Annotated in this window: 14 protein-coding genes; 7 read left to right on the forward strand and 7 right to left on the reverse strand. The window is 45.3% G+C overall.

Translation table 11 applies throughout. The annotated features are described in order from the left end of the window. Window positions 1-8 precede the first annotated feature (8 nt). Window positions 9-524 (reverse strand): isoprenylcysteine carboxylmethyltransferase family protein, encoded by a 516-nt coding sequence (locus QUA77_RS06665; RefSeq protein WP_333039711.1) that lies wholly within the window; start codon window positions 522-524, stop codon window positions 9-11. Window positions 525-700: 176 nt separating this feature from the next. Continuing rightward, a complete protein-coding gene (locus QUA77_RS06670; protein WP_333449671.1) occupies window positions 701-1,645 on the reverse strand; it encodes an aldo/keto reductase in 945 nt (314 codons plus the stop codon). A gap of 150 nt (window positions 1,646-1,795) precedes the next feature. Here QUA77_RS06670 and QUA77_RS06675 point away from each other — a divergent pair, with 150 nt between their 5' ends. Both QUA77_RS06675 and QUA77_RS06680 read left to right on the forward strand, forming a co-directional pair. Beyond that, the gene (locus tag QUA77_RS06675; protein WP_333449631.1) at window positions 1,796-3,229 is read left to right on the forward strand and encodes a BCD family MFS transporter; all 1,434 of its coding nucleotides are present in this window, start codon (window positions 1,796-1,798) and stop codon (window positions 3,227-3,229) included. A gap of 75 nt (window positions 3,230-3,304) precedes the next feature. Next, complete coding sequence (locus tag QUA77_RS06680) at window positions 3,305-4,138, forward strand: inositol monophosphatase family protein (protein ID WP_333449632.1); 834 nt, start codon at window positions 3,305-3,307, stop codon at window positions 4,136-4,138. A 509-nt stretch (window positions 4,139-4,647) separates the two neighbouring features. Here the strand turns inward: QUA77_RS06680 and QUA77_RS06685 are convergent. From QUA77_RS06685 to QUA77_RS06700, 4 genes are all read right to left on the reverse strand, one after another. Beyond that, window positions 4,648-5,229 (reverse strand): NAD(P)H-dependent oxidoreductase, encoded by a 582-nt coding sequence (locus tag QUA77_RS06685; RefSeq protein ID WP_333449633.1) that lies wholly within the window; start codon window positions 5,227-5,229, stop codon window positions 4,648-4,650. A 38-nt stretch (window positions 5,230-5,267) separates the two neighbouring features. Then, window positions 5,268-6,149, reverse strand: coding sequence for a ChaN family lipoprotein (locus QUA77_RS06690; RefSeq protein WP_333449634.1), 882 nt, complete (start codon window positions 6,147-6,149; stop codon window positions 5,268-5,270). Window positions 6,150-6,698: 549 nt separating this feature from the next. Continuing rightward, window positions 6,699-7,061 (reverse strand): cupin domain-containing protein, encoded by a 363-nt coding sequence (locus tag QUA77_RS06695; RefSeq protein WP_333039703.1) that lies wholly within the window; start codon window positions 7,059-7,061, stop codon window positions 6,699-6,701. 95 nt (window positions 7,062-7,156) lie between these two features. Next, window positions 7,157-7,432 carry a hypothetical protein gene (locus tag QUA77_RS06700; protein WP_333039701.1) on the reverse strand — a complete coding sequence of 92 codons (276 nt, stop codon included), beginning with the start codon at window positions 7,430-7,432 and terminating at the stop codon, window positions 7,157-7,159. A 160-nt stretch (window positions 7,433-7,592) separates the two neighbouring features. On the opposite strand from QUA77_RS06700, the gene QUA77_RS06705 reads away from it, so the two are divergent. From QUA77_RS06705 to QUA77_RS06725, 5 genes are all read left to right on the forward strand, one after another. Then, complete coding sequence (locus tag QUA77_RS06705; protein WP_333039700.1) at window positions 7,593-8,231, forward strand: peroxiredoxin; 639 nt, start codon at window positions 7,593-7,595, stop codon at window positions 8,229-8,231. 191 nt (window positions 8,232-8,422) lie between these two features. Further along, a complete protein-coding gene (locus QUA77_RS06710) occupies window positions 8,423-9,004 on the forward strand; it encodes a Uma2 family endonuclease (protein WP_333039697.1) in 582 nt (193 codons plus the stop codon). Between the two features lie 35 nt (window positions 9,005-9,039). Next, the gene (locus QUA77_RS06715; protein ID WP_333039696.1) at window positions 9,040-9,624 is read left to right on the forward strand and encodes a Uma2 family endonuclease; all 585 of its coding nucleotides are present in this window, start codon (window positions 9,040-9,042) and stop codon (window positions 9,622-9,624) included. Window positions 9,625-9,689: 65 nt separating this feature from the next. Then, window positions 9,690-10,664: a cysteine synthase A gene (locus QUA77_RS06720; protein WP_333449635.1), complete on the forward strand. Its 975-nt coding sequence runs from the start codon at window positions 9,690-9,692 to the stop codon at window positions 10,662-10,664. A gap of 121 nt (window positions 10,665-10,785) precedes the next feature. Then, on the forward strand, window positions 10,786-11,085 hold the full coding sequence (locus QUA77_RS06725; RefSeq protein WP_333039692.1) for a (2Fe-2S) ferredoxin domain-containing protein: 300 nt from the start codon (window positions 10,786-10,788) through the stop codon (window positions 11,083-11,085). A gap of 14 nt (window positions 11,086-11,099) precedes the next feature. Here QUA77_RS06725 and QUA77_RS06730 read toward each other — a convergent pair whose 3' ends face one another. After that, window positions 11,100-12,332, reverse strand: coding sequence for a hypothetical protein (locus QUA77_RS06730; protein WP_333039690.1), 1,233 nt, complete (start codon window positions 12,330-12,332; stop codon window positions 11,100-11,102). Window positions 12,333-12,468: the final 136 nt, after the last annotated feature.

A 12,468-nucleotide genomic window follows, 5' to 3' on the forward strand; every position in this document is an offset into this window, starting at 1 on the left:
GGGATCTGTTAATAGATTCCGGGAATTAGTTTTTTGACTCGCTGGCTGTATTCTGAATAGTCTGGATATTTTGCGGTTAACCAGGCTTCTTCGCGGCTGGCTTTGATGTCGAAAAATATTATTAATATTGCGCTGGCTATTAAATGGGATATGCTCATTTGAAAAAGTGTCCACCCGAGAGCGGCTAAAATTAAACCACTGTATAATGGATGCCGCACTATTCCGTAAATGCCTGTTTGGACTAATTCTCCGTTTTCTCGGGGATACGGTAAAGGTGTGAGATTTTTTCCTAAGTCTATCAATGCTTTGATGATTAAAATTAAGGCGCTTAAGCCGAGAAGAGTTGCTACAATCCAGGTAAGAGCAAGTAATTGAGTTGATTGAATTTTTAATCCTGGCAGTTGATAAACTGGTAAGATTACAAATCCTGTGAGCAATCCTCCTTGAAGCAGGACTAAATATTCGCCGCGGCTGTTATTGCGCCAGCCCTCGCGCGTGAAGCCCCAGTCAGTTAATATTTTCATAGTAAGAGGAAGAAGGAAGAGGGAAGAAGGAAGAGGGAAGAGGGAAGAGGGAAGGAGGGAGAAGGAAGAGGGAAGAGGGGAGAAGAAAGTGAACTTTAGGTTGGGTACAGTGAAGTAAAACCCAACCTACGGCGAACAGCGAACAGTCAACAGTCAACAGTCAACACTTAACAAATTTATTCTCGCCAAGGACGTGTCATTAATTCTAATTGATTGACTTCATCTTGGCTCAAATTCCAGCCTAATGCGCCTGCATTTTCTTGGGCTTGTTTGGCGGTTTTGGCGCCGGGAATGGGGATGACTCCGTTTTGGCATATCAACCAGTTTAGGGCAACTTGGGCGGGCGTGCGATCGCGCTTTCTGCCCATTTTTCGCAGGGTAGACATGACTAATTCAATTTTTTCGAGGCCGCTTTTGCTGAAGCGGGAGTCCATTTTGCGGGCTCCTGTAGGTGGTTCTTGGGCTGTGTATTTGTCGGTGAGCAATCCTTGGGCTAAGGGGCTGTAAGCTAAAATTGTGACGCCCAATTCGCGGGCTGCACTCACAATTCCTTGTTTTTCTACTTGCCGCGACAGCAAGGAGTAACGGACTTGATTTGTTGCTAGGGGAACGCCTCTTGCTGCTAGTATTTTGTGGGCTTGGCGCATCTGTTCTACTGAATAGTTGCTGACTCCTACTGCTTGAATTCTGCCTTGTTTTACTTCATCGGCTAAGGCGTTCATCAGGGTTTCTTGACTGAGTAAAAAAGTGAAAGGCCAGTGCACTTGGTAGAGGGTTATTTGTTCTACTTGCAAGCGTTTTAAGCTGGCACTCAAGGCTTCGGAAACTGATTTTCCTGTAATCCGCCAAGGTACGGGGCCGAATTTGGTGGCTATTTGAACGGGCTGGGTGGTTTTTTTGAGAAACTGCCCCAGCAATTCTTCTGACAAGCCGTTACCGTAGACTTCGGCTGTGTCGAAGAAGTTGACTCCGCTTTCTAAGGATGTTTTGAATGCTGCTTCGACTTCGGCGGCGCCGTAGTTGCTGCCGTAGTTCCAAAATAGTTTGTCGCCCCAAGCCCAAGTTCCGACGCACAGGGGAAGGACGGCTGGGCCATTTTGTCCTAGGGTAATGGTTGTCACGGTTGGTAAATCCACAGTTATTGATTCTCTTTATTTTTATATGAATTTATACGAATAATCGCGATCGAGCTTCTAGCCGGGGGAGGAAAGGCGGCGGGTTGCGATATCTCAGTTACTATAAATTCAAATGCTGTGTTTATTTGAATAGTTATGTCGATCGACCGTTTACCAGATTCAAGATTAACAGATTCCGCGACTCCTGCTATCAAGAGAGTTACCCTGCTGACTATGTTCCGGTTGGGTTTGTTTCAGATGGGATTGGGCATGATGTCGGTTTTGACCCTGGGGGTACTCAATCGCGTGATGATTAAAGAGTTGGCGATTCCGGCTACTGTGGTGGCTGGTACGCTGGCGATGCAACAGTTTGTCGCGCCGGCTAGGGTGTGGTTCGGGCAAATGTCTGATGCTAAGCCTTTGTTTGGCCATCACCGCACGGGTTATGTATGGGTAGGAAGCGTTTTGTTTGTGATTTCTGCTTTTTTGGCGGTGCAGGTGATGTGGCGCTTGGGCGCTAGTTTGGAGGCTGTGGGATGGACGACTGCTACTTACGGTTGGGTGGGTTTGTTGGGTTTGATTTTTGCACTTTACGGTATTGCTATTTGTTCGAGTTCGACTCCTTTTGCTGCTTTGTTGGTGGATGTTTCGGATGAGGAGGATCGATCAAAGTTGGTGGGTGTGGTGTGGTCGATGCTGCTGGTTGGTATTATTATTGCGGGGATTGTTACCAGCATTTTGCTGAAGAAAATTGACGGGGATGTGCCACGAGAAGTTTTGCAGGCTTCGATTAATGGTTTGTTTGTGAAGGTGCCGGCGCTTGTTTTGCTGTTGGTGGGGATTGGGACTTTTGGGGTTGAGAAAAAGTATTCGCGCTACGGGGTGCGATCGAGCGCAGTGAATCGAGAAGATAAAATTACTCTGGGAAGTGCGCTGCGGATTTTGACTGCTAGCCGCCAAACTGGTTTGTTTTTTACTTTCCTGCTGATTATGACAATTTGCTTGTTTATGCAGGATGCGGTTTTGGAACCTTACGGCGGGGAAATTTTTAAGATGTCGATTTCGGAAACTACGTGGTTGAATGTTATTTACGGTATCGGTACGCTGATTGGTTTGAGTGCCACTGGTTTCTCAATTGTTCCGCGAATTGGCAAGCAAAATACGATTAGGTTGGGCTGTTTGTCGGTGGCGGTTTGTTTTGGTTTAATTATTGCATCGGGATTTACTGGCGATCCGGTTTGGTTGAAGGAGGCTTTAATGTTGTTTGGTTTAGCTTCGGGAATTACGACGACGGGTGCGCTGAGTTTGATGTTGGATTTGACTGCTGCGGAAACTGCTGGGACTTTTATTGGTGCTTGGGGTTTGTCGCAGGCGATGGCGCGTGGTGTGGCGACGATTAGTGGCGGTGCTATTTTGGATTTGGGCAGAAGTTTGTTTGGGGTGCCGATGTTAGCTTACGGGTTGGTTTTTGCAGTGCCGGCGGTGGGTATGATTCTGGCTGTTTGGCTGTTGGGTAGGGTGGATGTTGGGGAGTTTCAGGATAATGCTAAAAGTGCGATCGCCACTATTCTTGAAAATGAATTAGACTAAGGTTTGTAGTGAGAGCTTTAGTCCTCATTCTCTTGTTAATCAAGGGCTTTTGTCCTTAATACAAAAAAACTGCAAATGAAAGATTTTTGGGATTCTATTTTAAGTTTTTCTCAGACTACTGTCAAGACAGTCGGCCAGCAGTTTTTGAAAGATTTTGGTTCTGCACAAGCAAATGAGAAGGATGATGGGAGTTTGGTTACGCAGTCTGATAATTGGGCGGATGCGGAGATTAGAAGTGCGATCGCATCTACTTTTCCCAGTCACGGAATTTTGAGCGAGGAAGGAGAACACGTTTTCCCAGATACGGAATGGTGTTGGGTTGTCGATCCTCTGGATGCTACGACTAATTTTGCTCGGGGAGTTCCGATTTGGGGGATTTCTTTGGGTTTATTGTATCGCGGAACTCCGGTTTTTGGCTGCGTGCATTTGCCGCCGGTGAATCAATCTTTTCACGGTTTTTATGCAGGGGATTTGGCGGGCGACAATGTATTGGCAAATATGCCTCAAGGTGCATTTTTGAACAATCGGCCGATTTGTCCCACTGCTGATAAAATGAGCGGAAATCATATTTTTAATTTGTGTTCCCGGAGTGTGGGAATCGGGCCTCATCTTCCGAGTAAAATTCGGATGTTGGGTATGGCTAGTTACAATTTTTTGACTGTGGCTTCGGGTGTGGCTATGGGTGGGGTGGAAGCGACTCCGAAAATTTGGGATATTGCGGGGAGTTGGGTAATTGTGAAGGCTGCTGGTGCGGTTTGGCTACCGCTGGAATCCCAGGCTATTTTTCCGCTGGAAGTGGGGAAGAATTACGGGAGGATTTGTTATCCAACTTTAGTGATGAATCGGCAGGAGTTGGTGTCGGTATTTTTGCCGTTTGTGGAGGCTTGGAAGAAGAGAAAAATGGGGTAATTTAGGTGCAGCGAAGCTATCCCGTAGGAAATCGAACAATTATTAAATAAAACGGCAGGGCAGGCGTGACGGAGGAGTCTCCCACGCCTGCCGTGCTGTTTGGAAGAAATATACCGACCGATGACCGATGGTTCAAGTATGCCTACTCTTGTCTATTTCTGCCAATCTGCGATCGGGTGGTTTTGTTTTACGTCGATCGGGTGATGTGGTGCTGGTAGAATTTGTGGTAAGTTTTCCACGATTTATTATCTCTCGTAAATAAAATTCTACCCGTTTTTAAGTAGAGGCACAAGGGTAAATAGATTTACTGAGGTGTGCGAAAAAGTAGATGAGTGGTATATTGGCTAGGTCGAAGAGTTAGCCTGTGGGAAGATACAAAAATAAACTTTGGAAGAAACTCGGAAAAGTCTGCGGTTTGCGATCGCACTTGATACAGCCAGCAAGATAACAGATACTAGGATTAGGGACACAACATTGCTGTGTCCCTACTGCAAAATGAATTTATTGCTTCAGGCGATTAATTTCGACAGCACATTAGACAACTTAGCACCGAGATTCTCAACAGCGTCCTGCTGTTTGGGATCTTTCATCGTACCGTCAGGATTAAATACTTCAAAAGCTTGGGGAATTGCTTTCTGATCCGGCAGCACCAATACGTTAATATTCCCCAGGATCGATCGCAAATGAACCAATCCCCGCAAACCGCCGATTCCGCCTGGGGAAGCACTCATAATGACCGCTACTTTGCCAGTAAATGCCACCAACCCCGGTTCACCCGGTGCTGGCCGCGATACCCAATCGATCGCATTTTTCAACACAGGGGTAATTGAACTGTTATACTCAGGGGAAGCTATCAAAAACCCGTCATGCCCTATCATCAATTCCTTCAATTTGCGGGCATTTTCTGGCATTCCCTCTTTTGCTTCCAAATCTTCGTCAAATAGCGGCATCGGCAAATCGCGCAAATCTACATAAGTAACTTCTGCGCCCGCCGCCGTAGCCCCAGCCGCCGCAACTTTTACCAGCAGTTTGTTATAGGATGCTTCGCGGGTACTTCCGGCAAATGCGAGAATTTTTGGTCTGTTTGTCATTGATTTTTTCCTGATTATTGCTTGCGCGTATAATTGTACTATTTGGAGTGATTCCAAACAAAGTCAGCAATGGGTCTATCTGCCGATAAAGCAGGATTGTAACTGGAATTGAGTAAAACCGATCGCATTTTTACATTCCCGACTCCCAAACGCCTCTCGACGCGACTGGGAATGCCGTAACCGTAAATAATGTGTCCTTTCCCCGCCAACACCACAACTTGATAGTCGGGGTTTGCTTTGACAAATTCAGCTATTTTTTCCGCCATAGTTTCGTCCCACAAAACTTGGGCTTGCAAAAATCTTTCAAAAGCCGTACTATTTCCCTGTTCTGCCTTTTGGTGTTGCTGGTAAACTTCTAGCAGCAGTTGCCGATATTCGGTGTTGTCGGTGCGAATTTCGGATATTGGGGGAATGTGCTTTTTTTCCTCTCCAGTGAGGCTTTCTAAACCTTGACTGGCAACTTTTCTCGTTACTTCGGATGGTGTATTTAAGGCGAGGACGGGTAGTTGATTTTCTTTGGCAAACCGCAAAATGGGGGCGTAAGATTCCCAGGGAAAGCGCCATCTGCGATCGTACTCTGTTTGCTCGACTAATTGCTCTTCAGTCAGTTTACCTGCTAAGTAGTTGTCGATCGCGCTTTGAAAGGGACGCTGAAACATTTCCATCGCGATCGCAATTTTCCGATTTTGCCGCTGCATTTCTCGGACAATCTTTAGTTGAGCTTGGTGGTCTTCCGCGCTATCGTGGGTTTCTCCCAGATACACGACTTTTGCCTTTACCAACTGTTGTAGAATCTCTTGGTTCGTGTAAGTCTGCCCAGGTTGAGGGTTCGCCGTCGTTTGCGCTGTCACTGCACTGCTGCACAGCAGGAAGATACTCAGCGATAAGGCGCACAGTTTGATGAGTTTGGTTGTTTTCATACAAATATTATGCCGTTTCTCGCAGCAGCAAGCACAGCCGAACTCTACTATTTTAGCTGAGCAGCTAGAAAGCTCAATGCTTAATTTAAGTTCATAATTATCCGTGGTTACTTCTAAAAATGTAAAGTTTAGTTGCAGGTACTTGCGCTTCTAGAAGAAGGTGCTAAATTAATAATATGAAGCGAACAAAAAGCTTCTCTGACAGATACAACCTCTAGATACCACAGCGAAGTTCACAATAGAATCTAAGGAGTAAAAACGCTGTTTAATCTCACATCTGTCTCATCAAAAACCAATAGCAGCACTCACCAACAAAGCTGACACTTCCTCAACTAATTAGAGGGGAGCAATGCAACTGAATCCGAGGATTATTGCAACTCCACATCGAAGTTGAAAAAAGAGGAAATCACTCGGTACATATGGCTGGGTGCTGTTGTTGTTAAAAGAGATTTTCGGCTTGTGATGTTTTTTTCAGTAGAGGCAGAGCCTCTAGATATGCGTTACCGCGCAGAGCCTGGTAACGAGTATACGAGAATAAAAACTAGACAATTACTGGAAAATTGTCTCGTCTTCCTTTCGCCACGCGGGATCGACAATACAAATAAATATTAGCGGCTCTGTGCCACAGTTGTAAATAAACTGCTTGGCGTTTGGGGGAATGTAAACTGCATCTCCGGCTTCCACGAATTGATTTTCGTCGTCGATGTGCATTTCCCCAACGCCGCTGAGGATGTAGTAAACTTCAGAAGTCGTCAGGGAGTGCAGCGCAGAAGTTTGTCCCGGTGGCAAAACGGCGTGGGCTAAACTGTAACGCAAATCCACAGCTTGTTTGTCTGGATGCAATAATTCTCGCAGTTGAGTACCGTCGCCAGCAATAAACTCATCGCAGGCATTTAGCTTTTGAATTAGCATTCTTTCCCCTCTCCTGAAAATCTCTTTACCACAACTTAAGTTTAATTGAAAGAGCCAGAGATGTTAAGAAATATGTAAAGCAGCGGCCGGATTTTTTAACCGTAAATTCCCGAATGCCCTCGATAATCAGGACAGTCGATCGCATCTTCAGATAAAGCTATAGTAGGCTGAACGGGACACTTGAGGTGGTAGTCGCCGGTGAAAAATACGCAGTTAGCACAAGGGATTTGGTGCATCCGCTGAGCTCGACGCAGGGAGTCGGTGACAGTACGCCCGACACTCAAAAAAAGCAAAAAAACTAAACCCCAGGCGGACACAAAACACAGCGGGACTAAAATAGGCTGTATTGCCTTCAGCAGAAAGTAAAGCATAGGAAGAAAATTTAGCGGTATAAGCCACACATACATTACAGTAGTGGAATTGCCGATCGATCGACCAAAAAGTTTAGAATCCTTTACAGCTCGATCGAGAAACCGGGCAATTATGGCATGATAAGGAACAGTCCTTAAATAAAATTAGAGGAAATCCGTTATGACTCTGCGATTAGGCGATACAGTTCCCAACTTTACCCAAGCTTCGTCTGAAGGCGAAATCAATTTCTACGACTGGGCTGGGGATAGCTGGGTCGTGTTGTTTTCTCACCCGAAAGACTATACTCCAGTTTGCACCACAGAACTCGGTGCAGTGGCCCGTCTAAAGTCTGAATTTGAAAAGCGGGGCGTCAAAACCATTGCCCTCAGCGTCGATGATGTGGATTCTCACATGGGCTGGATTAAAGATATTGAGGAAACTCAAAATGTCACCCTCAATTATCCGATTTTAGCAGATGGCGATCGTAAAGTCTCCGACATTTACGACATGATCCATCCCAACTCGCTGAACAACTTAACAATCCGCACAGTTTTTGTAATTGACCCGCAAAAGAAATTGCGTTTGAGCATTACTTATCCGGCGAGCACTGGTCGGAATTTTAATGAAATTTTGCGAGTAATTGATTCCTTGCAACTTACGGACAACTACAGCGTTGCGACTCCAGTTGATTGGAAAGACGGCGACGATTGCGTAATCGTACCTTCGATTACCGACCCGAAAGAGTTGGAAGAGAAATTTCCTAAAGGTTATACGCCGATTAAGCCTTATTTGCGGATGACTCCTCAGCCGAATAAATAGGTTTAACATTCCTGGACGCAGAACCTAATTATGTAAGGTGTGCAGTGCACACCTTACCTCTATAATTCGCGCGTCAAACCACCTTGTAGTTAGGACTTGAGTCCTTAACCTGGTTTTTGAGGAGTCAAGTCCTCACTACAAAAAAAATTGTGCAATCTTGTGTAAACACTTTAGATTTGAGGAAAGGCAAAATGCTGTCATCAACAATTGTGTTGCGAATACCGCCCAAATTGCAAATGACAGACGAGGAGTTTTTCGAGTTCTGTCAAATCAATAGTGAATTACGCATTGAACGCAACAAATCGGGAGAATTGCTAATTATGCCCCCTACTGGTGGAACAACAGGAAATCGCAGCGGTAGCGTCTTTGGAGAGTTGTATATTTGGGCCGGGCAAGATGGAACCGGTATGTGTTTTGACTCCAGTACGGGATTTAAGCTTTCAATGGGTGACAAGTCTCCAGATACCTCGTGGATTAAACTGGAACGGTGGAATGCTTTGTCACCAGAACAGCAAGATAAATTCCCACCTATTTGCCCGGATTTTGTAGTAGAACTGAGGTCTGCTTCTGACAATCTCAAGCCATTGCAAGAAAAAATGCAAGAATATATGAGAGAACCTGGAGTGCAATTAGGCTGGTTAATTGACCGCAAAAATCGCAGAGTTTATATTTACCGTCCTGGTTGGCCAGAGGAATGTTTGGAGAATCCCGCGACAGTCAGCGGCGACCCCGTTTTGCCGGGATTTGTACTCAATATGAGCAGGATTTGGTAAGCTGAGTATAGGAGCCAAGATCGAGGAAATCAATTATGTTGACATCAACAATTGTGTTGCGAATACCGCCCAAGTTGCAAATGACAGATGACGAGTTTTTCGAGTTCTGTCAAATTAATAGTGAGTTACGCATTGAACGCAACAAATCGGGAGAATTGCTAATTATGCCTCCTACTGGTTCGGAGACGGGAAACCGAGAAGGTAATATATTTGGGCCGCTGTGGGTTTGGGCAGAACAAAATGGTACTGGTTTAGCGTTTACTTCGAGTACAGGATTTACTCTGTCAACAGGTGCACAAAAGTCGCCGGATGCTGCTTGGATAAAATTTGAAAGATGGAATGCTTTGTCACCAGAACAAAAGCAAAAGTTTGCCCCGATTTGCCCGGATTTTGTAGTAGAACTGAGGTCTGCTTCTGACAATCTCAAACCATTGCAAGAAAAAATGCAAGAATATATGAGAGAACCCGGAGTGCAGTTAGGGTGGTTAATTGACCGCAAAAATCGCAGAGTTTATATTTACCGTCCTGGTTGGCCAGAGGAATGTTTGGAGAATCCCGCGACAGTCAGCGGCGACCCCGTTTTGCCGGGATTTGTACTCAATATGAGCAGGATTTGGTAAAAGTGGTAGCAATAAATATCAACTTATTGTAAAAATTAATCATAGGATACACACAGGCAAAAAATATGGATATTAAAAATGGCTTTGTAGGCACAATCGGCAACACACCACTAATTCGCTTAAACAGCTTCAGCGATGAAACTGGCTGTGAAATTCTCGGCAAAGCAGAGTTTCTAAATCCAGGCGGTTCCGTTAAAGATAGGGCCGCTTTATACATCATCAAAGACGCAGAAGAAAAAGGCTTGCTGAAACCGGGCGGCACTGTTGTTGAAGGCACCGCCGGCAATACAGGCATCGGTTTGGCCCACATTTGCAACGCTAAAGGTTACAAATGTTTGATTGTGATTCCCGATAACCAATCTCAAGAAAAAATCGATGCTTTGAAAACCTTGGGCGCTGAAGTTCGGACTGTTCCCGCTGTTCCTTACAAAGACCCGAATAATTATGTCAAATTGTCGGGAAGATTGGCTTCAGAAATGGAGAATGCAGTCTGGGCAAATCAGTTTGACAATTTAGCCAATCGCCGAGCTCATTACGAGACAACGGGCCCGGAAATTTGGGAACAAACCAACGGGAAAATTGATGCTTGGGTAACAGCTACTGGTACTGGCGGCACTTTTGCTGGCGTAGGAATGTTTTTGAAAGAAAAAAATACTGCTGTTAGAATTGTCTTGGCAGACCCGATGGGCAGCGGGCTTTACAGTTATTTCAAAACTGGGGAAATTAAGACTGAAGGTAGTTCGATTACTGAGGGAATTGGCACCACTCGCGTCACTGCAAATATGGAGAATGCCCCGGTAGACGACGCCATTCAAATTGATGATACTGAAGCTGTCCGGGTGATTTACCAACTGCTGAGGAAAGAAGGGCTGTTTATGGGCGGTTCTGTGGGGATTAATGTAGGGGCGGCTGTGGCTTTAGCGAAGCAAATGGGGCCTGGACATACGATTGTTACGGTACTCTGCGACGGTGGGGCTCGGTATCAGTCGCGTTTGTTCGATCGACAATGGTTGGCTTCCAAAGGTTTGTCACCAGATTAACCGTAGGGTGCGCTGCGGCGCACCTTAAAATCTGGCTCTATATAAAATCTGGGCGTATATGCGCGCACCTATTCCCATGATAAAAAATAGCATATATGCAGCAGAATGTCAAGTAAAAAATATGAAAATTATCCAATCTTCTAGGCAAGTTCTTGTTTGTCAAAACCGCACTTGTCGCAAGCAAAATTCAGCAAAGGTACTGGCAGCTTTTCAGAAATTGTCGCCCTCAGAAGTTGAAGTTGTTGCTAGCAGTTGTTTGGGACAGTGCGGCAACGGGCCGATGGTGTTGGTGCTGCCAGAAGAGGTTTGGTACAATGGCGTTTGCCCTGAAGAAGTGGCGACAATAACTGAGCAACATTTGCGGGGAGGAAAGCCGGTGGAGAGGATGCTTTACCGCAAGTTTCACCGACTTTCTAATTAGTCGATCGCCCGCCTTTAAAATTCTTCCGCAAACAACCGGCGGAGAATCTCGGTGACTTCGGCGGCGACTCTAGCGTCTTGTTCGATCGCCAAGCGATCGACACTGCTGGAACCGCCTACAGCTTTTTCTGCCCGCAAACTCATCGCCAAAGTTCTGACTTTTGCCGGCTTTCCCGCCGCCTTCGGCCGCTCGTCAACAAACCGCACTAAAGCCACATAAACTGTTTCTAGAGTTCCCCGGATCGAGCTCAGTCCGTAACCCAATTTTGAGATAATTACTGGAGAAGTGATCAGGCCTTCCATCCCCAAAGTTTTAATTGCTACGTCCACATATCGAGCGCTGTCGTGTCCCATTGCTCTGACAATGCTTTCTAAGCTGTTCCACTGAGATGCTTTCATGCGCGATCGCTGTTCGATGTGGAAGTGCCATCCTAACATGGAAATTAGCCTGGTCAAGTCATAAGCAGATACGGAATTTTTTTGTTTGGTGCTGTTTACTGCGGCACTTAAAAGCACTTGTTTTTTGGTGAGATCGAATATTTTTGGGTTGGTGAGATAAGGATTTTCGCCGTAATCGCCGCGAAAAATTAGGTCATTATTGCCAGTAGCGCTTTTCAGCCATTGCTCTAGTCCTATGCGAGTATCGAAGCGTTTAAACATCGCAGCTAAGGAGTTTGAACTTCCTATATTTGAGGCATAGCTAATCATGTCTTTTGCTACATCGTAAAAGTAAAAATCGTGTCTTAGCCCGTTGCCATCTCTAACAACGCAGTTGTCAATATCGCAGTCGGGATATTTGCTATTTATTTGACTGACGATATTAAGGAGTGCGATAATTTTAGTGGCACTCCACTGCTCAGCATTGGTAAGTGCGTTTTTTCCCAGCCACTGCGCCTGAATTTTGCCGTCTACAAAAGTACCAATGCAAACGCAGGCTTCCTTAATTTCTGCGTGCAAAAAATTTAAAGCTTGAGAGTTAATTTGAGGTAGTTCTACCACGCTGGGAAACGGGGTAAGTTTGAGGGGATTATTGGGGCCGGGAATAGAGCTAATTACTTTTAAGCCGTCGGGTTTCTGTTTGAGATAATCGGGATAGTTTTTAATGTGTTGTTGGTAAGGTGATTTTTCAATGCCCCTGTCTAAAAAAGCTAGTTTGTTTATGTTAGCTTTGGCATCTATTTCCATTTGGAGGTAGTTTTTGAAGATGCGCGCTCGGTCTTTTGCGAGTTCGAGGGAGGTGAGGTTCATGATAATTGTTGGCAGCTTGTTACCAATAAGTAAATCACTATACTAGGATTTACGCAAACAAACCGGGTTTCTCTGTAAAATTTTGGGTTAAGGAACGAAAAATTTATGAAGAAACCGGGCTTCAGACAGTAACTGC

The organism is Microcoleus sp. K5-D4, assembly GCF_036704575.1.
In the GTDB taxonomy this organism is placed as follows: domain Bacteria; phylum Cyanobacteriota; class Cyanobacteriia; order Cyanobacteriales; family Microcoleaceae; genus Microcoleus.

What these genes read in the sequence shown, in the direction of transcription:
- QUA77_RS06665 (WP_333039711.1), bottom strand. Translation starts at nt 524, where the DNA reads ATGAAAATATTAACTGACTGGGGCTTCACGCGCGAGGGCTGGCGCAAT.
- QUA77_RS06675 (WP_333449631.1), top strand. Translation starts at nt 1,796, where the DNA reads ATGTCGATCGACCGTTTACCAGATTCAAGATTAACAGATTCCGCGACT.
- QUA77_RS06680 (WP_333449632.1), top strand. Translation starts at nt 3,305, where the DNA reads ATGAAAGATTTTTGGGATTCTATTTTAAGTTTTTCTCAGACTACTGTC.
- QUA77_RS06685 (WP_333449633.1), bottom strand. Translation starts at nt 5,229, where the DNA reads ATGACAAACAGACCAAAAATTCTCGCATTTGCCGGAAGTACCCGCGAA.
- QUA77_RS06690 (WP_333449634.1), bottom strand. Translation starts at nt 6,149, where the DNA reads ATGAAAACAACCAAACTCATCAAACTGTGCGCCTTATCGCTGAGTATC.
- QUA77_RS06695 (WP_333039703.1), bottom strand. Translation starts at nt 7,061, where the DNA reads ATGCTAATTCAAAAGCTAAATGCCTGCGATGAGTTTATTGCTGGCGAC.
- QUA77_RS06700 (WP_333039701.1), bottom strand. Translation starts at nt 7,432, where the DNA reads ATGCTTTACTTTCTGCTGAAGGCAATACAGCCTATTTTAGTCCCGCTG.
- QUA77_RS06705 (WP_333039700.1), top strand. Translation starts at nt 7,593, where the DNA reads ATGACTCTGCGATTAGGCGATACAGTTCCCAACTTTACCCAAGCTTCG.
- QUA77_RS06710 (WP_333039697.1), top strand. Translation starts at nt 8,423, where the DNA reads ATGCTGTCATCAACAATTGTGTTGCGAATACCGCCCAAATTGCAAATG.
- QUA77_RS06715 (WP_333039696.1), top strand. Translation starts at nt 9,040, where the DNA reads ATGTTGACATCAACAATTGTGTTGCGAATACCGCCCAAGTTGCAAATG.
- QUA77_RS06720 (WP_333449635.1), top strand. Translation starts at nt 9,690, where the DNA reads ATGGATATTAAAAATGGCTTTGTAGGCACAATCGGCAACACACCACTA.
- QUA77_RS06725 (WP_333039692.1), top strand. Translation starts at nt 10,786, where the DNA reads ATGAAAATTATCCAATCTTCTAGGCAAGTTCTTGTTTGTCAAAACCGC.
- QUA77_RS06730 (WP_333039690.1), bottom strand. Translation starts at nt 12,332, where the DNA reads ATGAACCTCACCTCCCTCGAACTCGCAAAAGACCGAGCGCGCATCTTC.